This is a genomic window from Streptomyces sp. NPDC101191, assembly GCF_044767915.1.
Taxonomy (GTDB): Bacteria; Actinomycetota; Actinomycetes; order Streptomycetales; family Streptomycetaceae; genus Streptomyces.
Genome location: NZ_JBIWOU010000009.1, coordinates 368,226 through 388,580, shown reverse-complemented (window position 1 = coordinate 388,580; position 20,355 = coordinate 368,226). Strand labels below are relative to the sequence as shown.

The 20,355-nt window shown below is 71.4% G+C and carries 19 protein-coding genes and 1 tRNA gene; 9 read left to right on the top strand and 11 right to left on the bottom strand.

Annotation, left to right across the window (positions count from 1 at the left end):
- Positions 1 to 541 precede the first annotated feature (541 nt).
- Positions 542 to 3,127 (top strand): DEAD/DEAH box helicase family protein, encoded by a 2,586-nt coding sequence (locus ACIRQF_RS31705; protein ID WP_404097554.1) that lies wholly within the window; start codon positions 542 to 544, stop codon positions 3,125 to 3,127.
- A 271-nt stretch (positions 3,128 to 3,398) separates the two neighbouring features.
- Here the strand turns inward: ACIRQF_RS31705 and ACIRQF_RS31700 are convergent, their stop codons facing one another.
- Together ACIRQF_RS31700 and ACIRQF_RS31695 are read right to left on the bottom strand one after the other, a co-directional pair.
- Complete coding sequence (locus ACIRQF_RS31700) at positions 3,399 to 3,869, bottom strand: hypothetical protein (protein WP_404097551.1); 471 nt, start codon at positions 3,867 to 3,869, stop codon at positions 3,399 to 3,401.
- Positions 3,870 to 4,205: 336 nt separating this feature from the next.
- Entirely contained in the window at positions 4,206 to 5,444 is a 1,239-nt protein-coding gene (locus tag ACIRQF_RS31695; RefSeq protein ID WP_404097547.1) for a hypothetical protein, read from the bottom strand.
- Positions 5,445 to 6,082: 638 nt separating this feature from the next.
- On the opposite strand from ACIRQF_RS31695, the gene ACIRQF_RS31690 reads away from it, so the two are divergent.
- The 3 genes from ACIRQF_RS31690 (at position 6,083) to ACIRQF_RS31680 (ending at position 6,969) form a co-directional block, all read left to right on the top strand.
- Positions 6,083 to 6,364: a hypothetical protein gene (locus ACIRQF_RS31690; protein WP_404097544.1), complete on the top strand. Its 282-nt coding sequence runs from the start codon at positions 6,083 to 6,085 to the stop codon at positions 6,362 to 6,364.
- A gap of 17 nt (positions 6,365 to 6,381) precedes the next feature.
- Positions 6,382 to 6,699: a hypothetical protein gene (locus ACIRQF_RS31685; protein WP_404097541.1), complete on the top strand. Its 318-nt coding sequence runs from the start codon at positions 6,382 to 6,384 to the stop codon at positions 6,697 to 6,699.
- Positions 6,700 to 6,892: 193 nt separating this feature from the next.
- Positions 6,893 to 6,969: transfer RNA gene (locus tag ACIRQF_RS31680), tRNA-Met, on the top strand.
- A 46-nt stretch (positions 6,970 to 7,015) separates the two neighbouring features.
- Here the strand turns inward: ACIRQF_RS31680 and ACIRQF_RS31675 are convergent.
- Entirely contained in the window at positions 7,016 to 7,150 is a 135-nt protein-coding gene (locus tag ACIRQF_RS31675) for a hypothetical protein (RefSeq protein WP_404097538.1), read from the bottom strand.
- A 107-nt stretch (positions 7,151 to 7,257) separates the two neighbouring features.
- Between ACIRQF_RS31675 and ACIRQF_RS31670 the strand changes: the two genes are divergently transcribed.
- From ACIRQF_RS31670 to ACIRQF_RS31660, 3 genes are all read left to right on the top strand, one after another.
- Positions 7,258 to 7,674 (top strand): hypothetical protein, encoded by a 417-nt coding sequence (locus ACIRQF_RS31670; protein WP_404097535.1) that lies wholly within the window; start codon positions 7,258 to 7,260, stop codon positions 7,672 to 7,674.
- The gene (locus tag ACIRQF_RS31665; protein ID WP_404097532.1) at positions 7,671 to 8,147 is read left to right on the top strand and encodes a GntR family transcriptional regulator; all 477 of its coding nucleotides are present in this window, start codon (positions 7,671 to 7,673) and stop codon (positions 8,145 to 8,147) included. The genes ACIRQF_RS31670 and ACIRQF_RS31665 overlap by 4 nt, the downstream gene beginning before the upstream one ends.
- 328 nt (positions 8,148 to 8,475) lie before the next feature.
- Positions 8,476 to 9,003, top strand: a complete 528-nt coding sequence (locus ACIRQF_RS31660; RefSeq protein ID WP_404097529.1) for a hypothetical protein — start codon at positions 8,476 to 8,478, stop codon at positions 9,001 to 9,003.
- Positions 9,004 to 9,084: 81 nt separating this feature from the next.
- On the opposite strand, the gene ACIRQF_RS31655 is transcribed toward ACIRQF_RS31660, so the two are convergent.
- Positions 9,085 to 9,993 carry a TnsA-like heteromeric transposase endonuclease subunit gene (locus tag ACIRQF_RS31655; RefSeq protein WP_404097527.1) on the bottom strand — a complete coding sequence of 303 codons (909 nt, stop codon included), beginning with the start codon at positions 9,991 to 9,993 and terminating at the stop codon, positions 9,085 to 9,087.
- 205 nt (positions 9,994 to 10,198) lie between these two features.
- On the opposite strand from ACIRQF_RS31655, the gene ACIRQF_RS31650 reads away from it, so the two are divergent.
- Positions 10,199 to 10,864, top strand: a complete 666-nt coding sequence (locus ACIRQF_RS31650) for a hypothetical protein (RefSeq protein WP_404097524.1) — start codon at positions 10,199 to 10,201, stop codon at positions 10,862 to 10,864.
- 130 nt (positions 10,865 to 10,994) lie between these two features.
- Here ACIRQF_RS31650 and ACIRQF_RS31645 read toward each other — a convergent pair whose 3' ends face one another.
- A complete protein-coding gene (locus ACIRQF_RS31645) occupies positions 10,995 to 12,470 on the bottom strand; it encodes a hypothetical protein (RefSeq protein WP_404097522.1) in 1,476 nt (491 codons plus the stop codon).
- Positions 12,471 to 12,681: 211 nt separating this feature from the next.
- On the opposite strand from ACIRQF_RS31645, the gene ACIRQF_RS31640 reads away from it, so the two are divergent.
- On the top strand, positions 12,682 to 13,533 hold the full coding sequence (locus ACIRQF_RS31640) for a GNAT family N-acetyltransferase (RefSeq protein WP_404097519.1): 852 nt from the start codon (positions 12,682 to 12,684) through the stop codon (positions 13,531 to 13,533).
- Between the two features lie 65 nt (positions 13,534 to 13,598).
- On the opposite strand, the gene ACIRQF_RS31635 is transcribed toward ACIRQF_RS31640, so the two are convergent.
- The 6 genes from ACIRQF_RS31635 to ACIRQF_RS31610 all read right to left on the bottom strand — a co-directional run bounded on the left by ACIRQF_RS31635 (position 13,599) and on the right by ACIRQF_RS31610 (position 20,354).
- Entirely contained in the window at positions 13,599 to 14,507 is a 909-nt protein-coding gene (locus tag ACIRQF_RS31635) for a M48 family metalloprotease (RefSeq protein WP_404097517.1), read from the bottom strand.
- 419 nt (positions 14,508 to 14,926) lie between these two features.
- Positions 14,927 to 15,496 (bottom strand): hypothetical protein, encoded by a 570-nt coding sequence (locus ACIRQF_RS31630; protein WP_404097514.1) that lies wholly within the window; start codon positions 15,494 to 15,496, stop codon positions 14,927 to 14,929.
- A 111-nt stretch (positions 15,497 to 15,607) separates the two neighbouring features.
- Complete coding sequence (locus ACIRQF_RS31625; protein WP_404097511.1) at positions 15,608 to 17,041, bottom strand: hypothetical protein; 1,434 nt, start codon at positions 17,039 to 17,041, stop codon at positions 15,608 to 15,610.
- 277 nt (positions 17,042 to 17,318) lie between these two features.
- On the bottom strand, positions 17,319 to 18,182 hold the full coding sequence (locus ACIRQF_RS31620; protein WP_404097508.1) for a GDSL-type esterase/lipase family protein: 864 nt from the start codon (positions 18,180 to 18,182) through the stop codon (positions 17,319 to 17,321).
- Complete coding sequence (locus ACIRQF_RS31615; RefSeq protein WP_404097505.1) at positions 18,176 to 19,099, bottom strand: acyl-ACP desaturase; 924 nt, start codon at positions 19,097 to 19,099, stop codon at positions 18,176 to 18,178. The genes ACIRQF_RS31620 and ACIRQF_RS31615 overlap by 7 nt, the downstream gene beginning before the upstream one ends.
- 37 nt (positions 19,100 to 19,136) lie before the next feature.
- Positions 19,137 to 20,354: a beta-ketoacyl-[acyl-carrier-protein] synthase family protein gene (locus ACIRQF_RS31610; RefSeq protein WP_404097503.1), complete on the bottom strand. Its 1,218-nt coding sequence runs from the start codon at positions 20,352 to 20,354 to the stop codon at positions 19,137 to 19,139.
- Position 20,355: the final 1 nt, after the last annotated feature.

The following is a 20,355-nucleotide window of genomic DNA, read 5'->3' as shown; positions in this document are numbered from 1 at the left end:
CGCGCGGTCTGCTACGCAGACACGACGCGCCGCTGCTACGCAGCGGTTGGCGTTGGTCTCCGACGGAGACCACGCTGCTGATCCGCTACGCGGCTCAGGGCAACCACAGTCGACATCAGGTCTCGACTTGTGATGGTTGTTCAGTCTCTGCAACCCTTACCAGAGTTGGCGTTCAAAACAACAACACTGGCTACAGGGTTGGGTGGCGTCGTTTCAAAACTGCTGCTCCTGCGATGGTTGGGCGGGGAATCCTTCTTGCTGATCTCGCGTGTCCGCTGCCGTTGCATGGTTGGATCCAACCTCTTCGGCTTCCTGGATAGTTGCTCCGCCTTTCAACATTCCGTGATGGGCTGGTTGCTCGATACTATCGGGGGTCGATTGTGGTGTCTGCCTGAATCCCAAAATGAATGCGTGTAGTTTGCTGGGAGACGAGGAGTGCCGATGATCGTCAAGGGCGGCTTCTTGTGATCGTGGTCCTCGGCCGAGCCAAGAGGACCGGGAGCGGGGCGTTACAAACAGCGGTACAAATCTCGGAGGCTCCGTGCAGGACTTGAGGCAGCATCAGCAGATCGGGCTCGGCGAGCTTCTGAGGGAGTGGGAACTGCCGGCCGAGGATCACGACCCGGGGCTGTGTCTGCGTGCGCAGATCCGGTGGGCGTGCGGGGCCGGGAAGACGCGGCTCGCGGCGGAGGCCGCGAGCAGGGTCGGTCGGAGGGGCCTCGTGCTGGTGACGGAGCCGACGCTTGGGCTGCTGAAGCAGAATCTCCAGGCCTTCGTGGAAGACGGCGGGCGTCAGGGGCCTCTGGCGGCCGTGTGCTCGCTGAGTTCGGGCGACCCGGTGCTCAGCCGCTACGGGGTGAAGGCGACGACGTCCCCGGCGGTTCTGGCGTACTGGTGGCACCAGCTGCAGCAGCTCGGGCACCAGAGCGCGACCGTCTTCGCCACGTACGCGTCCGTGCCGCGCATCGCTGAGGCCCACGCGTTGCGGGCCGCCCTGGTCCCCGCTCTGCCGCCCTGGGAGTTGATCATCGAGGACGAAGCGCACCATCTGGCGGGGACCGAGCGGTGGAGCATGGTGCTGGACCAGGAGGTGATTCCGGCTCGGCGTCGGCTTGCCATGACGGCAACTCCGCGGATCTACAGCCAACGTCCGTACGGCGCGGGGAGCTTGGCGGAGCTGGGCGGGGCCGGGGGTGTAGACGGCGTCGAGCTGGAGGAGGTCGAGGCGGGCGACGGAGGAGGCCAGGGGGCGGGTGAGGTGCCGGCGGGGCAGCCGCTGGCGAGCATGGACAACCCGGAGATGTTCGGGCGTGTGGTGCACGAGGTGTCGCTGCTGGAGGCCCAGGAGCTGGGTCTGGTGGCCGGGCTGCGGATCGTGGTGGCCGAGGTCTGCGACGCGGCGTACCAAGAGGCGGTGGCGGTCGGCGGGCCTGCGGGTGCGCGGGCGCGCGGGCTGTACCTGGCGGCGCAGCAGGCGGCGGTGTTGCGGGCGTCGCAACAGTACGGGCTGAGGCGGGTGCTGACGTATCACCACCGGGTGCCGGAGGCACGGGTGTTCGCGCGGACGCTCGGGGCTCAGGCGGAGCGGCTGCGGGGTGCTGGCGAGGCGGTGCCCGGGCGGGTGTGGGCGCGGGCGTTGACGCAGGACACCCCACATGAGGTACGGGATGACGCCTTGTGGGTGCGGCTGACACGCGCGGTGGACGATGAGGGCGTGCCGGTCGACCTGGCCGTGGTGCCGTCGGTGCGGCTGCTGGGTGAGGGCATGGATGTGCCGGCTGTGGACGGAATCGCCCTGGTGGATCCGCGGGCGCCGATCCCGTCGATCCAGGCGGTGGGACGGTGCGTACGGATTCCGGCGGAGGAGCGGCGGCGGGCCCAGGAGGAGGGACGCCGGCCGGAGAAGGTCGCGACGATCATCGTGCCGATCGTGCACGAGGAACCAGGCGACAAGGAGAGCATGCTCGGCCGGGCGTGGGATCCGCTGGTGAAGCTGCTGCGGGCGCTGCGCTCGCACAGCGAGGAGCTCGTGGAGGAACTGGCCGGGGAGCCGACGGACCCGGGGACGCTGGCAGCTGCGCGCCGGGCTCGTGTGGTGGCGGAACAGGAGGACGCTCGGAAGGCGAAGGGGAAGAAGAAGGCAGCGGGGATGGTCGACTTCATGCTGAAGGGGCATGAGGCGGAAGATCTGGCCCGGCTGGTGCGGCTGCGGGTGAAGGCGTCGCACTTCTACGACGAGGCGAGGGCATTGGAGGCCGCCGAGCGGTACTGGGCGCGGGAAGGGCACCTGAATGTGCCCCGGGCGCACCGTGAGCGCGGGGTCGAGCTCGGCGTGCAGCTGGACACGTGGCGCAGCGCGCGGCGGGCCAGGACGCTGGACGAGCAGGTGTTCACGATGCTGGACGTGTTGGGGATCGAGTGGGAGCCGCGGCTCAACGCTCGGTCGGTGAACCAGTCGGCTCTGGCCGCGTACGCGCGAGCGCACCGGCACCTGCTCCCTCGGCAGTCGGAGACGTACGAGGTCGGCGGGCAGAAGGTGGCGGTCGGCCGGCTCATGAGTGAGGCGCGGCGGCCGGGGGCGGAACGCGATGCGGAGTTCGACGCGCTGGGGGTGCCCTGGCGCATCGAGGGGCCGTGGGACGTGGCGTGGCAGCGGCACCTGGTGCTCCTGGACCTGTACCTCAAGGACGGCGGTGTCCTGGCCGACCTCGCGGCGGGTGGTGTGGGGTTCGGTGGGGAGGACCTCGGCGGGTGGCTGAGCGGTCAGCTCGGGCGGTGGGCGGAGCTGAGTGAGGAGCAGCGCCAGGCGCTCGCGGCACGGGGCGTGGCGCCTGCTGAGAAGCCGCGGGTGCGGGGGCCGCGGCGGTCGCGGGACGAGCGGGCACAGGCGGTCGTCGAGGCTGCTCGGCGGTATGTCGGCGAGGTCGGGCCGCTGGTGGATGAGCAGGGGCGGCATGCGGTGCGATCCGATTGGGCGGTTTCGGTCGACGGGCTCGAGGTGCGGCTGCTGACGCGGCTGAACAAGGCGCGCGAGCGGCGGGAGGGTCTCTCGGTCGAGGTGCTGCGGCAGTACGCCAGCTTCGGGCTGCCCTGGGCGGCTGCCGAGCTCGAACAGCGTGAACCTTGATGCGATTGCGTTCTGTGCAACTCGCTGACGATGCAGTGGAGTTGCATTCAGTGCAACCGGGGAGGGTTGGGGAGGGTTGCACTGAATGCAACTTTCGGCTTGCCCCGAGTGCTCCCGCCCAGGGCGTTGCACCCAGGGCAACTTCCGAGTCGGGGCGGCGAGCGGCACATCACGGGTGCGCTCGGGCCTTCGCGGACCTCGGCGTCGGGTCATCGGACGGCACCCCTGCCGCCGCTGTCCGACCGTGCCTCGGCACCCGGCGGTGCGCGGGTCAGTGGCGGACCCGGGAGAGCAGCGATTCCCACGCATCGGCGACGCCTTCTCCCTGATCGAACTTGGTGTCGAGGCAGTACAGATCGTCGGTGTACTGCTCCGCCCACAGCACGCATCCTGCTGCTTCCAGGAGGGCGGTGTCTGTCTCTGCGGGGGCCGTTCTGGCAGGGAAGACGAGCAGGAAGTCGCCGGGGGCCGCGCGGGAGGCCACGGAGGAGATCACGCAGGCTGCGGTGGCGGGGTCGTTCCAGGGAGCCGACAGCGTGAGCTGGTCGAAGACGAGCACATGGCGCGATCCCCATTCCCTCAGCCCCACCTCTTGATCGCTCAGCAGCTGATCGGCGACCACGGCGCACAGGCCTCCCTGTGCGGAGAACCGGGAGCGGAGGTCGGCCAGATGCTCGTTTCCCTCGAAGAGGATCTCCTGCCCGTCGGTGGCTACCCAGTGCGCGTCGAGCGTGCCATCCATGAGGGAGCACCCCTCGTTCCACGTGTCCGTCCCTTCGGGCGGTCCCCCGTACAGTCCGCGGACGGCCCGGAGACTGCCCACGGAGGTTTCCCCGGCCTGTATCCGCACCTGCCAGATGTCCAGCGCGGGAGAGTCCACAAGCGAGGCGGTGTACTCGACATGCAGCCTCAGAGCGGAGGGATCGCCGACGGGCGGGAGAGCGGGCTGAGCGGCCATAGGAAGCTCCTTGGTCACGGTGACTCGTCGATCGGATTCGAGGCCCGCGACCAGGACGGCCCAGTCTCCGGGAGCCTGACCTGACCCGTCTGTCTCGACGGGCGGGCGGCGGGCGGGAGTTCAGGACAGGTGGTAGGCGGTTTCCCTCACCCGGAGCGGGGCGCCGGCCGGGCCCTGGATGTACGGCCCGCGCCAGCGGATCTTGTGGCGGCCGAGGCTGGGGTACCACTGGTTGACCTTGTGCATCTTCACGGGCCACCGGTGGGTGTAGTGGCGCGCTGAGGACGCGGCATCTGTCCCTGGGTGACGCTCGGTGGGCTGGCGCAGGTCGATGAGACGGATGCCCGTGGAGCCCTCGAAGGACGCGGCGTTGCCGGAGGACGGCTGATGGCGCGGGTCCGGAGCCGCGGTGACGGTGATGCCTTGTGCAGCGAGCCGCCAGAACGCGAAGAGGTACCGCTCGGAGAAGTCGTTGTGGGGGTCGGCGACCGGCTCGCCGTTCCACTGAGCTGTCTCCGGTGCCCAGAGGGCGTCGTCGGCGCGGAGGAGGTCCGCGACGTCTCTGTGCAGCATGTGCCGCCTCCGGATGTGCTCGATCGCTTCCGTGTGCGCGGAGGTGCTCCTGGTGGAAGCGTCCGCACGCATGCCGTTGGTGCCTGCGGGGAACCACGGGGGCGCCGGGTAGCCGTCGGCCTGCGCTTCGGCCAGGAACTCCTTCCAATCGGGTGTCTGGATGGGGCCGTTGGGGCGGAGCATCGCGCTGACCCCGACTGCGGCGTGCTCCTGACCAGCGGAGCCGTAGATCGTGCTGTGTCTCCAGCCGAGCACGCTGAGGTCGCCCGCAGCGCCGTTGTGGCGGTTCAGGACGACCGGCTCGGGCATGACGACGAGCGCGGCCCGCAGGGGGATGTCGGTGTCCCGGTCGAGGGTGAGCAGGTCGTCGGCGTCCAGGGTCAGCGCGGCTGCGATGACGGCCGCGTGGGCGGCCGGGGAGATCACGCAGATCTCGCCGTCGCGGAGCAGTGCGAGCTGCTGTTCGCGTTCGAAGACGGCGTAGTCGGCGATGAACTGGGTGTCGTGCGGCCAGGGACGCGGGAATCCGGCTTCGCCCATCATCCAGGCAGCCGTCTCGTGCCAGGCCTGCGCGGGCGCCAGTCCCAGACGGATGTGCTGCCACATTGCCTCCTGGAACACCCGCTCGGTGGCCCCGGCGAAGTAGGCGGCCGCGTAGGGGTTGTCCTCCAGGAGCCGGATGGTGGCCTTCCGGTCGCGAAAGGCGTCGCGCGCTGCGGCAGCGGGATCCCATCCCCGGGCGTCCTTGCGCCTGCGTTCCTTCTTGTTCCTGCTCGCCCTGCCCATCGTCCACCCGCCCTAGAGGTCTGCCGCAGCTGACGCCCGCCGATCCCGAACGCCGGGAAGCGTGCCACGGCGGCATGGGGGCAGGACTGGCGTGCGCGTCGCCGTTCCGCCTGGCGGGACGACAGCCGGATGCTGCGCGCTGCCGCTCCCGGCCTGCGGGACCATGCTCCCGGCAGACACCCGGGGCACAGGGCGAGTTGCGATCTTGGAGGACCCGTACAGGCGGAGGCGTCATCGTGCACGCGCCAGAGAGTCACGGAGACAGCATCCACGCAGCGCAGGCCTGGGGTTGGTCGTCACCCGCAGCGGTCACACCTTCTGCACGGCCTGCGCCCCAGGGCGAGTCGAGGCGGCCCATCACGGCTTGATCACCGCGCTGACGCACGCACTGCCGCAGCCCTGAGGAAGGGGCTCCCAGGGGCAGGCGGCGTGCGGCCAGGGCGCGGCGGGGGTGGACGGGACGAGCGCGGGCAGGGCGGGGCGCCGACCAGCCGCTGGCGAGCACCGAACCGCCTCCGTGGTCACGGCGTGCGTCGAGCGGGCCGCCAGCGGCTGGCCGGGAGGGGTGACAGACCGAGGGCCTGACGCTGCTGGGTGCGCCCGCGTAGTCTGGTCAGGCACCGAAACCGGAGGTCGCAATGTCCGCTGAACCCCTCGGCCACGCTTCGGGGCCGATCGACCGGCCCCGTACGGTCGGCACGATCCGCCGCGCGCTGCCGCCTGAGCTGCGCGACCGCTTCCAGGCCGCCTTGGACGACGCCGAGCCCGAGGATCTGTTCGGGCTGGTCGCGCAGTGGGCGGCGGTTGCGCAGACGACCGCCGATGCGGGTGCGGATGCGGCGGCTGGCGCCGTCCGGTCCGGGACCGCGGCCACGTACGAGCTCGGCGATGTGTTCCCCGCGCTGGCCGGGATCCTGTGAGCGGGAGCCGTTATCGGGTGGTCTTCACAGACGGCGCCCGGGAGGCTTTGCGCGAGTTGGACGGCGCGGAGCGGCTGGCGAACATCGCCCCGGGTGCGCTGTCGCGGGAAGCCTTGCGTGCGCTGCTCGCCGGCACGACGCTGGGCACGCTGCTGGAAGACCTGGAGGCGCTGGCTGCCGATCCGTACGGCGGGCCGACCCTGGCGCGGACAGCCGGGGCGGAGGATGACCGTACGGGGCTGCTCGGCGCGCTGGCGGTCACTTACATGGTGAGCCCCGCCACTCAGCCGCCCGTGATCACGGTGACCACCATCCGGGCCCCCAAGGGCGCGTAAAGCGTGTGCCTACTGGATGCTGCCATTGCGCGCGGTGTCCGCGTGGTCGTCCAGGTCCATGGCACCGTCGGTGGCGGCCATCGGGGCTCGGAGGGGGCTGGCTCTGCGCGCTGCCAGTCGGCCACTGAAAACATGCCGCCCCCGCGAAATTCCCCGCCGCAACCGCCCAGATCCCATACGCTGGAGACACCGACGCGGGGTGGAGCAGCTCGGTAGCTCGCTGGGCTCATAACCCAGAGGTCGCAGGTTCAAATCCCGCCCCCGCTACCACGGTCCGGCCCTCGGCGACATCACGTCGCCGAGGGCCGGCGCCGTTTCAGGAGCAGCACTCCTGGGCCGTACGCCATCGGTCGGCCCCGGCGCGGACCGGTCGGGGCTGGTACTGGAAGAGGGAGTTGAGGTAGGCGAGCACCCGGGCGCGGGCCGCCGCGTCCAGCGGGGCCAGTCCCACGACGCAGCCTGCCAGCTTTCGGGCCTCCTTCGTGTATCGGCCGCGGAGCAGGGAGCACCAACCCCAGCCGTATTGCGATCATCGTAAAATTATGCGATGGTCGCAAAATGAATCTGCTTGATGAACTGGTTGCCCTGCGCCACCCCATGCCCGAACCGGGCACCGTCACTCCCGAGGAGTGCTACGCCGATGCCTGCGAGCAGGTGGAGGAGCAGCGCAAGAACGATGCCCTCAGCCTGGAGGCCGCGAGCCAGGAGCTCCAGACGGACGCGCTGCTGCTCGCGCTCGACGACCTGAAAGCGCAGAAGGAGGTCGTCGACGCCCGGATCCGGCAACTGCTGGCCTGGGGGCGCGAGTTCCACGGCACTCGCCCCTACGGTCTGGAGGAACTCGCCCGCCGCGCCGGGTACAGCACGTCCGGCGTGCGCACCGCCTACGGCGAGACGGAGGTCAGGCAGGTCGCCGCGCAGATCGGCCGGGAGGCGAACCGGCCCCGCCGCAACGCGGCCCGGGGCAGCCGGTGAACGCGGCGGGCGGGGTCGCGCAGGCCTCGTCGGGGCTTGCCCTGCTGCCTCCCTATCAGCGGACCGCCGCGGACCTCAGGCGGCAGATCCTCTCCGGACAGCGGCGGCCGGGCGAACGGCTGCCCTCCGTGCGCGGCCTCCAGGAGCAGTACGCGATCGCCGGCGGCACCGCTCAGGCGGCGCTGCGCGTACTGCGTGCCGAAGGGCTGGTCGACATCGTGCACGGCAGGGGCAGCTTCGTCGCCGATCCCCTTCCCCAGGAGACCAAGGTGATGGGCGGCGACACGGCCGACGCCTGTCGTGCCGAGGCTCTGGAGGACGCCTTGCGTGACGTCCTCAGCCACATCCGGCCGCAGGGGCATCCGGGCTGGGAGCTCAACACCTGCCTGGTGAGCAACGCCCAGCTCACCAGGTGGTGGGCCGTACTGGACGCCACCCCGCAGCGGCAGACCCCCACCGGGCAGGCGGGCTGAACAGCACCGCACACCCAGGACGTCAGGAGTCCAGAGCACCCACTTTCGTTACGATTAGGCACAGTTTCTCACTAAATGATCTGTTCGACTTCCTGACCTGCCATTTCTCGATAACACGCGTACGTGCCGTAATTGTTGGCTAAGCTACCCGCTTACGTGCGGGGTGTACCCCGCTTCTTCAGAGCGGGGAGTCCGCTCATTCCGCGTCTGCTCCGCTGAGAGCATCGCGCACGGACTGCCCCCACCCACCGTCTGCATCCCCCGAAGGCCCCGTTGCCCACCGGCAACGGGGCCTTCGGCATGCCTGCACCCTGCCAGGAGATCCGCCATGCCCCGTGCCCGATTCACCGACCCCGAACTGCAGGCCGTCTACGCCCTCCTCGCCCCCACCGACACCGGCGCACCGACCGCCACTGCTGAAGACATCGCCGCCCGCGAGGGCCTGGACCTGGCGGCCGACCTGGCCGCGGTTCGCCGGCGCACCGCCCGCGCCGACGCGTCCCGACGGCGCTCGGAGGATGGAGGCCGCCGCCGCGAGAACCGACGTGAGCGGGAGGACTACGCCTTCGAGGTGCTCAGCCGCCGTGCAGGACACCTGCGCCGGTCCGAACTGCGGGCCCTGGCACAGGCCTGGACACGAGTGGGACTGTGGCCCACGGAGATGGAGGCGTGGATCGGGGCCGTCGGCGTCAACGGTGCCGCGATCGCCCGGGCCTGCCGAACGGCGGGCATAGCCGTGTCCGCGATGGACATCGTCCTGGACGGCATGCGCGTCAAGCAGCGCCTGCGGGGCGGAGAGCCGGTCTTCTCTGTCCTGGCCCGCGCCACAGCCTGCGGGCGCTCACTGTCCGACTGACATATCAGTGCGGGAGTCGGCCGGAAAATTCTGTACATCGTTCAGGATTTCGGCCGGTGGCGCGTGGCAGAGGGATGTCGGTCAGCGGGGCACGGTGAAGGGCTGGGCGGGGAAGACCGGGCGCTGGTAGGCGGCAGGAAGGGCAGTGGCCTTTTCGGTGAGGGCCTGGCGGCTGAAGGTGCGTTCGCCCTGCCCGAACAGGGAAGGGTCGAGGTCGACGACGAACTGGTCGCCTTCGTTACTCACGATGGTGCCGCGGTCGTGCCCGAGGATCAGGCGGGTTCCGACATCCCACTGATCCGGGGCGGGCCTGCGGGCGCGGGCGTCGGTGCGTACTCGGGTGCCGGTGGTGATCGGGCGGTAGAGGTCGGTTGTCAGGTCGCCCCACCACAGCAGGTGCTGGATCACCGCCCGCACCATGGGCTTGGGCATCTTCTCGCCCGCGAGGTTCTCCTCCACCGCGGCGATGGGCAGTGCGGTGTCGGCGCACAGGGCGAGGATGGGTTCGATCAGTGCCTGCTGTACCTCGTGCATGGGGCGGCAGAAGCCGTGCAGGGCCTGGACGTTGGTGTAGTGCTGCGCGTCCTTGGGGCCCGTCCACCATTCGTAGGTCCAGCCCCGGGCGCGGATGACTTCCTCGGCCCAGTCCAGCACCCGCTCCGAGGGGCACAGATCGCCGGCCGTCGGGGAGCTGTCGACGATGGTGACCTTGCCGTCGTTGCCGATCAGCATCAGGTCGGGGATGTAGCCGGCTTTCCCGGGGCCTTCCTCGGCGCGGAGTTTGAACGGCTGGCCGATCAGGGAGCGCACCGTGGGGTCGAAGTCCGCCAGTTCCATGCGTTCCCAGATGCCGTCCGTGGCCACCGGCGCCTGGCTGGTGCTGATCGCGGCGTACTGGCCGAGGTGGAGTTGCTCGCCGCGGTGGGTGAGCTGCCGTCGCCACGGTGCTGCGCGGGCCAGCTCGTGGACGTCGACGTCTGTCACGGGCATCCACTGTGCCGCTCGCCCTTCCTCGAACCGCAGTCCGATCTGAACGCCATCGAGCAGCTGACGGGGCCTCGTTCGTGTCACCCTTTCATGCTGGCAGAGCCGGTTTCCCGCTGCGCTGTGCTTCGCCGAACCCGCGGTGCAGGGGGCTGCACTTTCTCGGTGTACGTCGCAGAGAGGCCTCCTCGGCGAGCTCTAGACTCCGGGCATGACCGCCGAGACCGCCCACGTCATCACTCCGTCGGCCGAGGAGGCGTGGCGCCTGGTCGGCCACTACCTCCACAGCCTGTCGCATGACCTCCCCGAGCAGTGGCGCCTTCGCGATCAGGAGGCGTCGCAGTGCCGTGAGCGTGTGTGGTCGGCGCCCACCGAGAACGGGCAGGACGTGCAGGTGGCGTTGTGGCTGCGGCTGTCCGACACCGAGGTGTCCTGCGACGATCCAGGGTGCGCGGCGCGCGAGATGTACCTGACGAGCGACGGCAGCGGCCGTCTGCCAGCGTCCGGTCCGCTGCCCTCGTTCGCCAGGCGCGACGGCTTCGGCTACTTCGAGTACCGGACGCATCCGCACCACGACGGATGGGCCACCGACGTCGATCCGGTGTCGGTGCAGTGGATGTCGACCGCGCTGGCCCTGTACGGCGGGTACATGCGGATCAATTGGTTCGACATGGGCGGCGCGGACTCAATGGGGGCGGGGCACTCGCTGTGGGAGGTTTCCGCGCACCAGGTCCGTGAAGTCAGCCGCTGGTCGGCCGTCGCCGGGCCCGACGGCGTCCGTGACGAGGGGCCGACCAACCCGGGCGCCTCGCCGGTTCTCCCGCTTCCGCCCGAGGTCGAGGCCAAGCGCAAGGCGGCCGCGGAGGCCCGCCGCTGACGGACGAGCGCGGCGGGCGGCTTCGAGTGCGCCCCGGCACCGGTTGACGCTGTGGGGCGGGGCCGTCGGCGGACGGGGCGCGGTAGCCGGACAGGAGGCGCGCGTCGTCCTCTCCTGTTCTGCTTCGCGCTTACGCAGGGGCATCGCCGGGTGCGTACTCGGCGCGGAGGTCGGCTACCAGTTGGGCGCGTTCCCCGGTCAGCGGCACCCGGCGGGCGATGAACGAGCCATGGTTGTTGCGCGACCAGTCATCGCCGTCCGCTCCGTTATAGCGCAGGAACCAGGCGGTGCGGGCCTGTTCGTCCACATGCAGTTCGTCGTCGGGCCAGTGCTGGTGCAGCGAGCGCAGCGCGCCGAAGTCCACCTGGACCGCGCCGGACAGGTCGACGGTCTCGGGGACCTCGCCGTCATCGCACTGCTCGAACAGTCGGCGTCGCCGCGCGGCCAGTTCGTCCCGGCGCTGCTGCTCTTCCTCGGCAGCCAGGATGCCGGCGGCCTCTTCGGCGGTGGCCGGGCGCACCAGGATGCGGAAGTACCAGCCGTCCTCGCCGATCAGGACGGAGGGCTGGTTGCCGTCTTCGTCGCGGCAGTACTGCGGGCGGCGCTCGCGGACCGTGGTGACGATCGCGGAGACCTCGCCGTCGCGTACGCGGTGGAAGCCGGGGGCGTCGGCGGGGAAGGGGCGGCCGTGGTCGTAGAGAGTGCTGCGCAGCACGGTGCCCGCGGGCGCCCAGCGTTCGGGGCGCCTTCGGTAGGGGCCCGGTTCGCCGCGGGTGATCTCCCACAGCTCCTCCTCCGGCCGGCACGCGCCCTCCGGGTGGCGTACCTCCCATGCCGCGCCCTGGCGGACCAGGAAGCCGGCACCCGCCGCGACGAGGTGGCCGCACAGCATGCAGTCCTGCTCGCGCATGTTGACCCGGGGCGGAGCCGGCTTGCGCTGGTCGGCGGGCGGGCAGTCCTGCGGGTGGCGGGCCTTGAGCACCGCCTTCCCGTACGGGCCGGGCAGCGCCGGGGCGGCCTCGTAGAGGACGCCTTCGCCCTTCTCCAGCCAGCCGCCGCACAGGCCGCACTCCTGCGCGAAATCGTTCTTCAGCGACGGCGGGGGCGGGCACTGGCCCGGCCGGTGCTGGGCTTCGGTGTAGCCGCGGTGGTTGCGGACGAGGACGCCTTCGCGGGCGGCGACCGGCTGGCGGCACAGTCCGCAACTGTCCGCGCGTTCGTTGACGCGCGGCGGGGCCGCGGTGAGCTGGCGTACGGATCCGGGGCGGGGCGGGTGCTTGTCCACCAGACGTCGCATCGTGCTGCGGACCGAGGTGGCGAAGGCGTTGGCCGAGCCGAGGGTGGAGTCGCGCTCCTCCTTGATCGTGCCGTCCCTCTTCACGCGCCAGATCCGCACCCGCTTCTTGTCGCCGCCGGGCAGCGGGTCGCACAGCACGATCACGGCGCCTGCCGGGAGTTCGTAGGAGGCGCCGGCCTCGAGCCAGTCCCCCAGGCAGCTGAGCGCCCCGTGCTTGGAGTCGTCCAGTCCTCGCAGCAGCTTCCGCCAGGGCTTGACGGCGCCCTCGTCCGCTGCGGGGATCTCGACGGCGAACTCCCTGTCCGGCATCCCTGCCACTCCCTCTCCACGATCCGTCGCCGCCAGAATGGCGGACCGCACTGACAACGCCGCCTGGCCAGCAGCGATGCCTGCTCGCGGAGCGCCGGACGGGGCGTCCTCCCCTGTGGCGGGACGCGGGCCGAGCTTGACCGTGATCACTCGAAGCCTCCTGTCGTCAGCCCCGGCCCGCGCCGCGCCGCCGGATGCCAGGCTGATCCTCATGGATTTCGTCGATGTCGCCCTGGACAGCGTCTGGCCCGCCGAACTGCGTACCGACCGGCTGCTCCTGCGACCGGTCACCACCGAAGACGCGTCTCTTGTCCGCGAGTTGATGACCGACGAGCGGGTCCGTACCTACTTGGGCGGTCCCGCTTCGCTCGAGCGCGTCGCCGCCCGGCAGGCCGCATACCCGGCGACGGCCGGCGCCTGGACCGTCGTACGGATCGCCGATGGCCGGGCGGTCGGTCTGGCGGGGATCGGCCCCGATCCGCGGTGCAAGGGCCGCGCCGAGGTCTCCTACCAGTTGCTCCCGTCCGCCTGGGGAAGCGGCCTGGGCCGGGAGGCGGTCAGCGCGATCGTCAGCTGGTGGACAGCGGCGGTCCCCCGCGGCGGCCCGCTGGTCGCCGTCACCCAGGCGGCGAACACCCGCTCACGCCGCCTGCTGGAGTCGGTCGGCATGGTGCTCGTCGACCAGTTCGACGAGCACGGTGCCCGGCAGTGCCTGTACACCCCGGACGGCGACGAGGACGATGCCGATCTGCGCTGGTTCCGTCTGGTCGCCTCACGCTTGGACGAGGTGGAGCGACGCCGCGGCGCACAGGCCCGGGCCACCGCAGCAGGTCAGCGCCTCCCGGAGGACCTGGCGGCTCTCACCCCCGGCGAACTGGCCCGCCTGTGCCCGGCCCACCACGGGGCCTACGGCCGCATCTGCGCCCACGCGGCAGGCCACACTCCGGCCCTCCACCTGGGCCGGGCCCCCGACGGCGCGTGGATCGCCTGGCTGGCCGGTGCGCGCGGCATCACGCCCCCGCCCGAACCAGCCGGGCGCGCTCCGGGCGGCCGGCGCGGTTGAGCGTGTCCAGGCGCGTGGTGCCTCGACGCGTCCCGCCGCCCACACCGCGCCCGGTCGGCTGTACCTCATGCTGCGCGCGTCGGGACCTGTCCTTCGGCGTCGGACACGGGCGTAAGGGGATGGGGTTCAACAGCGGAGGGGACGTTCGTGCGGCGGGCCCACCACATCCGCAGGCCGTAGGGGGGATGGGTGGAGGCCGAACAGAGGCCGTTCCACAGACGCACCGGCCGCGGAAGGTCACCCAGCAGCGCGGTGTGACGGCCCCATAGGGCGATGACCGCCTCGCGGCCGCAGATGCGCACCGCCCGAGCGTCACAAGCAAGTTCGGTCCACCACGACCATCCGATGTACAGCAGCCGGAGCACCACGGTCGCCAGGACGGCCAGGAGCAGCGGCAGCCAGGCGGCCGTCAGGACTGTCAGGAGTACCCCGGTGGCCTGCAGGACGGTCGAGCGCTGGTTGTCGCGGCGCAGGATATGGCCGAGTTCGTGCTCGAGAATGACGGGCAGATGCGCGGTGTCTTGCGGTCCGAACCAGTTGCTGCCCAGCCACAGGTGGGCGCGGGGCCCATCGCGCAGGGACGCAGCCTCGTTGCCGTGGCCGTCCTGGTCCCAGCCGTCGACGAAGGCGATGGTCAGCCGTTGGAGCCGGTACTTGCGGGCCACGCCGTGCAGATGCGTCTCGGTGCTCCACATCCGCTGCACGAAGGCGCTGTAGAGGGGACTCGGGGGGTACGGGGGCCTGGATCTCAGGTGGCTGTTCCAGGTGTGGTGCTGGGCCCGGAACCCTTCGGCAACCTGGTCGCGAAGGTCGCTGGCACAGTGAAGTGCCCAGGCCCAGCTGGCGATCACGGCCATGGGAAGGGCGTCGGGCCCCAGGTGCGTTTCGTTCCCCCGCCGCGTGAGGAGCGCGGTCATCACCATCCAGCCGACGAAGATGTGGCTCCAGTAGCGCTGGCGTATCCACCGCAGCATCGGTGTCACTGCCCTGCGTGGGCGGGCGGCGCTGTCACGGTCGTGGGTGCGTTCATCGAGATCAGCGCAGTGTGCGTCATCGTTTCCCTATTTGCTGGTGCCGTTCGGCCGGCTCCCGCCCGTGGGGCGTGCCCGGAGCGCGGCGGGGCGTTGGCCGGAGGTCTCGCTCTGAGCTGGCAGTCTGCGCGCCCCGCCCGCCGAAAAGCGCGGCTCGGACGCGGCGTTCCGCCCTGCGGACCGTCGCGTGCCAGCAGGTGCGCAACCGTCCCGCGGGACGGGACGAGGGGCATTGTCCGGGTCAGCCGGCCGGGTAACTGCATCCGGACACTTCGCGCAATCCTGCCCGCGGGGCAACGGTGCTGCGTAGGCTGGGTGTTGCCGTCCCGGTGGTCTCCCCCGTACCACCGGGACGCTGCATTTCAGCGGTCTCGGAGCTGGTGGATACCGTCGACCAGGTCGGAGCCGGAACGGATCTGCTCGCGCAACTGCTCGGGCCACCGCGTGGACTCGTCCCAGCGCAGGCCGCCGAGGTAGAGGTGAGTGAGGTCTGCGGAGCTCAGGTCGGCGCCCCGTACGTCGTGGCACGCCCTCTCGAGGAGTTCGTCTGCCTGTGCGAGATCGTCGGCCAGGTGGGTGAGCGTGCGGCGGGCCGCTCGGGGCGTGGCGGTGGCCAGTTGCCCGGCGCTGCGGCGGGCTGCGTGTACGGCGTCGGTGAGCTGCTGCGCACCGGCAGGCATGTGGGCGGCGTGGAGCTGGGGCGCGAGGGTGAGGTCGAGGACGTCCGGCAGGCGGGTGCGGGCCGCCTGCGGCTGGTCGAGGGCGGCCTGGGCCGTCGTGCGGGCCTCGCTGATCTGCTGGGCAAGCCACAGCAGATGCGCGCGGACGGGCAGGCGGACGGCGGCGTCCCAGGAGGCGATCGTGCGGGCGGCCGCCGTGACCGGCCGTCGGCGCCGCCACGGCATCCACCGGTCCCACGGGGCCATATCCACCCTGTCCCCCTCGCTGTGCGCGTCTTTTGGGCTGCACTCTATGCATGCCCGTGCGGGAGGCGGGCGCCCGTTCCACGCGGACGGGCGCAACGGCGGGAAGAACCGGGACTTCTACGTGCGGCCGGGGCCTTGGGGACGGTGCTGCTGTTGCGCGGCAGCCTGTTCCTGATCGTGTGCATGCCGCCGTGCGGTGTCATGTTGAGCAGGTGAGGCCCCGGGGGCGGTGTGTGCCGGTGCGGCTGTCGGCGGTAGGCCGACCCGGCGGCGGCGCGCAGCGGCGGTTGCTGCCTGCCTGCGCGCCAGGAATTGAGCCTGCATGCGTTCGGCCTGCTCCTGCACTCTCTGGAGAAGCCCAGGGTCAGGGTCTTCGATCGCGGCGATGAGCTCCTCGATGTCCTCGTCGGAGACGACGCCGGCTTCCGCGCCGCCGGTGTTCCACGTTGCCGATGCGTTGAGCATGCGGATGAGTTGCTGTTTGCGGGCCTTCAGTTGCTGCAAGTCATCTTCGTCGCGCTCGGCGGGCGTCTGCTGGCGCATCTCGTAGAAGACCACGCCGTCTTCCGGGGCGGGTGACGCCGGGAGACTTCCGGGTGCCTGCGGGCGCTGCTGCATGCTCTCCCGGCCGTGGGCCGGGGGCTGGTTGTCTGCCGACGGGCGGGAGGTGTCCGCCACGGGCTCGTAGGGGGTGCTGGTGGCATCCGGCTGTTCGTGGCGGGATGGTTCTGACTCTGCGGTCTGGGGCGCTTGGAGTTCCGCGTAGAACCGCTGGAGGCGCTGGACGGTTTCCCTGCTTATCCGGCCTGGCCGTTGTGGGGCTGCGTCCGTGAAGGTCTGGGCCCACTCCTCAAAGTTGGCGGCCTCCGCGTAGCGGCGCGGGTTCGGCGGAATCCACTGCAAAGGCGCTGCTTCCGCCTGGGTCTCCCAGCGGGCGGCCGCGGCGGCTATAGGGCCGATGCCGCTCCCGGATTGCGGGGGCGGCGGGAACTGAACGGTGTGGTCGTCCGGGGACGGCCTGTCACTCGGGGGGCCTGGTTCGTAGCGGGCCGGGGTGCCGGTGGCGGCCTGCGCCTGCGCGGTGGTCATCGGGGCGGCGAGGAGTTGGTGGGTCTGTGCCGTGTGCTCGTCGAGGAGCGGCGTGCCGTCGGGGCGCCGTGCGACGAGCAGGTGTCCTGCGTGGCTCGCCTCGCGGGCTGCGGCAAGCAGCGGCTCTTCCACGGCCGGGTCCAGGAGGGCATCGGCGTGGATGGCCAGTACGCCGTGCGGGGCGAAGCCGGTCGGCCAGTGGGCGGCTTCGGTGGGGGAAAGGAAGACGTGGTCGGGAACGCCGAGCTGGTCGAGGAGCGCGGTGGTGTCGTCCCGCAGGGTGTCAGCGTCAACGACCGTCAGCGGCAGGTCTGCTGTGGCGGCGAGCTGTGCGCCTGCTGCGAGGAGTGCCTCGCGGCCCGCGAGGCCGTGGTCGTACAGGAGCAGGCCTCCTCGGCTGTCGACGAGTGCGTCGACACTCTCCTGGACGGCGCTCTGCTCGAGTTCGGCTGGGTTCAGCACAACTGGCCCTCCTGCCACCGGCCTTGGCTGGCTTCCCGGCAGCAAGCCGGCACTGCACAGATCGTAGGCGGCCGGCCGGGGGCGAACCGTATAGCGCGCACCCGGTCGCGGCAGGCGGGAGGCGTCCGGTGCCGGGGGACCGTCTCGCGGGACGGCGGGCGTTTTTGCCAGCGGCGTTTCCGGTGCGCCATGGGACCGGCAGCGGCCGGGCGGGGCCGGGTCCCGGTGCGCTGGACACTGGAGGGGGTGCCCGGGTCCTCGCGTGCGCCGGGGGAGGTCAGTTCGGCTGCCCGGCGGAGAGGGGCCGCAGGTCGCTGCCAGGGTTCTGCGACGGCTCGGCTGTACGGTCAGGTAGGGCGGCGAGTGCGGTCAGGAGCTTGTCCGCGGCCAGCGCGTAGCCGCGGTCTCCCGGGTGGAATCCGTCGTCGGCCAGCAGGGTGGGGTCGGCGGCGATGGCGGGGCTGACCTCGCGGTGCAGGAGGACGGTGCTGCCGCCGGTGCGACGGGTCTGCTCGCGCTGGAGACGGGCCAGGCGCAGGCCTGCCGCGTGCAGGAGGGTTCGGGCCGGGCGGGGCAGCGCGGTGACCGCTGCGAGTGCGGGGCAGGTGGCGACGACGACGTGTGCGCCGCGGCTGTTCAGGTCGGCTACGGTCTCGCTCAACCTCCGGGCCGCGGTCTTGAGGCGGACGGGCACCGGCATGACGTCGTTGGCGCCGGTGACCACCACAACAAGGTCCGGGATGCGGCCTGTTGGTCCCATGGCCTTGATCAGTCTCTGGTGCTGGCTCGCCAGGTCGCGGGCGCCGCTGCCGACTCTGGCGACGTTGACGACACGGACCGGGCGGCCGTGGCGGTCGGCGAGGGCCTGTCCCAGCAGGGCGGAGGGGGTGGCTGCGGCGCTGGTGGCGCCGAGGCCGGCCGCGAGGGAGTCGCCCATGATGCCCAGGACGAGCGGTTCGACGTCGTTCTCGGGCTGCATGGCGGGCTGGTAGCGGCCGCTGCGGGCGATGATGCCGCGTCCGCGGCCGCGGTTGATGCGCACAATGCGGCGCCCGGCCGCCCAGATCTGAGCCGCCACCGTGGTGAGGAGCGCGGCGGCGGCCGCTGCCGCGACGGTGGCCGCCAGGAGCAGGGTCAGCATGCGAGCGCCTTTCGGCGGGCGTTGGCCCGCTCGATGACTTCCTGCTCGCGGGCGGCGGCCTCCTCGAGCAGGGTCAGGTACCCGGCGAGCAGTTCGCGTTCGACCTCGGCGGCCGCGTCCAGGCCGGTGCGCTCGAACACCCGCCAGCGGCTCACCAGCGGCTTGATCACGCGCAGGTGATGGACGTTGATGTTGTAGATCTGGGCCCTGGCGATGAGTGCGGCGCGGCGGCGGTAGGCGGGCACGGTGTGCTCGCCCGGCATGGAGAAGGTGCGGATCTCGCGGCTGATCGCCGTGATGGCTGCGGACGGGTCGATCTGCAGGGCCGCGTCGACCAGGCCCCGGTAGAAGAGCATGTGCCGGTTCTCGTCCAGGGCGATCCGCTTGAGCAGCCGCAGCGCCATCTTGTCGGTGTCGCCGGCGGCGCGTCCGGTGCGGGCGTGGGACTCGCGCGTGGCCAGCTCCTGGATCGTGACGTACACGCACACGTCCAGGATGTTCTTGCGGTTGTCGCGGTAGCCGGCCTGGATGGTGGCCATGGTGTCGGACTGCAGCACTGCCGGGTCGGCGCCGCGGGTCGCGCACAGGAACGCCCACAGGCTGCGGCTGTGCCGGGTCTCCTCGGCGGTCCACCGCCGCACCCATTCGCCCCAGGGGCCGTCCGGCCCGAAGTGGGCGTCGATGCTGGAGCGGTAGGCGGGCAGGTCGTCCTCGGTGGCCAGCGCCATGTGGAGTGCGGCGCGCACCTCGGGGCTGAACGACGACTGGTGCGGCTGCCACGGCCGCTCGACGAAGTCGACGCCCTCGTCCCAGGGCACGTATTCGGCGGGGTTCCAGTCGATGTCAGCGAGCCGGTAGTGGTTGTTGAGGGCGTCGGCGACGACAGGTTCGAGTTCTCGGGCGACATCCAGGTGCACGGGGGGCAACTCCCAACAGGGGCGGGCGGGGGTGGGGTCAGGGGCGGGTCAGCACGATCAGCGCGTTGTGGCCGCCGAAGCCGAAGCTGGTGGAGAGCACCACGTCCGGCTCCTGCTGGCGTGGCCGGCCGTGGACGAGATCGAGGTCGATGCCGTCGCCGGGCTCGGTGAGGTTGCGGATGGCCGGGACGGTGCCGGTCGTCAGGGTCAGGGCGGCGAACGCGGCCTCGAGGGCGCCTGCCGCGCCCAGCAGATGGCCGGTGGAGGCTTTCGTCGCGGTGACGCTCGGCCGGTGCGGCAGCACCTCGGCCAGCACTCCCGCTTCGACGGCGTCGCCGGCCGGGGTGCCGGTGGCGTGCGCGTTGACGTGTGCGATGTCGGCAGGGGCGAGGTGGGCATCGGCGAGGACCTGGTGCACCGCGCGTACCTGTCCCTCGCGGGCGGGGGTGGTGACGTGGTGGGCGTCCGAGGTGACGGCGGTCCCGGCCAGCACGGCGTAGCGGTGGGCCCGGCGGGCCGCTGCGTCCTCTTCGCGTTCCAGGACCAGCACGGCGGACCCTTCGCTCATCACGAACCCGTCGCGGTGCCGGTCGAAGGGGCGGCATGCCTCTTCGGGGACCTCGCCCTGGGACAGGGCGCCGATCCGGGCGAAGCCGGCGATGCTGACCGGGGCGATGCAGGCGTCCGTCCCTCCGGCGATGACGACGTCGGCCCGGCGGGAGTTCAGCAGCAGGGAGGCCAGCCACAGCGCCTCGGCGCCCGAGGCGCAGGCGCTGGTCGGGGCGTGTGCCCCGGCCCGCGCCTGCAGGTCGAGGCTGACAGCGGCGGCCGACCCGTTGGGCATCAGCCGGGGCACGGTGTAGGGCGAGACCCGGCTCGCCCCTTTGTCGGCCAGCAGGTCATGCTGGTCCAGCAGGGTCTGGGCGCCGCCGACGCCGGAGCCGACCGCGACCGCGACCCGCTCGGGCGGCACACTCCCGGAGCCGAGCCCGGCGTCCGCCCAGGCCTCGCGCGCGGCCAGCACCGCCAGTTGCTGGGAGCGGTCGAGCCTGCGCGCGGGGACGCGGCCGACGGCCTCTTCGACATCGTGCTGGACCACTCCGGCGATCTGGACGGCGGCCTTGGGCGCCCACGGCGTATCGAGCTTGGTGATCCCTGACTCCCCGTCCAGCAGGGCGTTCCAGGTGGAGGTCATGTCGGCCCCGAGCGGTGTCACCGCCCCCAGGCCTGTGACCACGATCCGCGACGGTTTCACA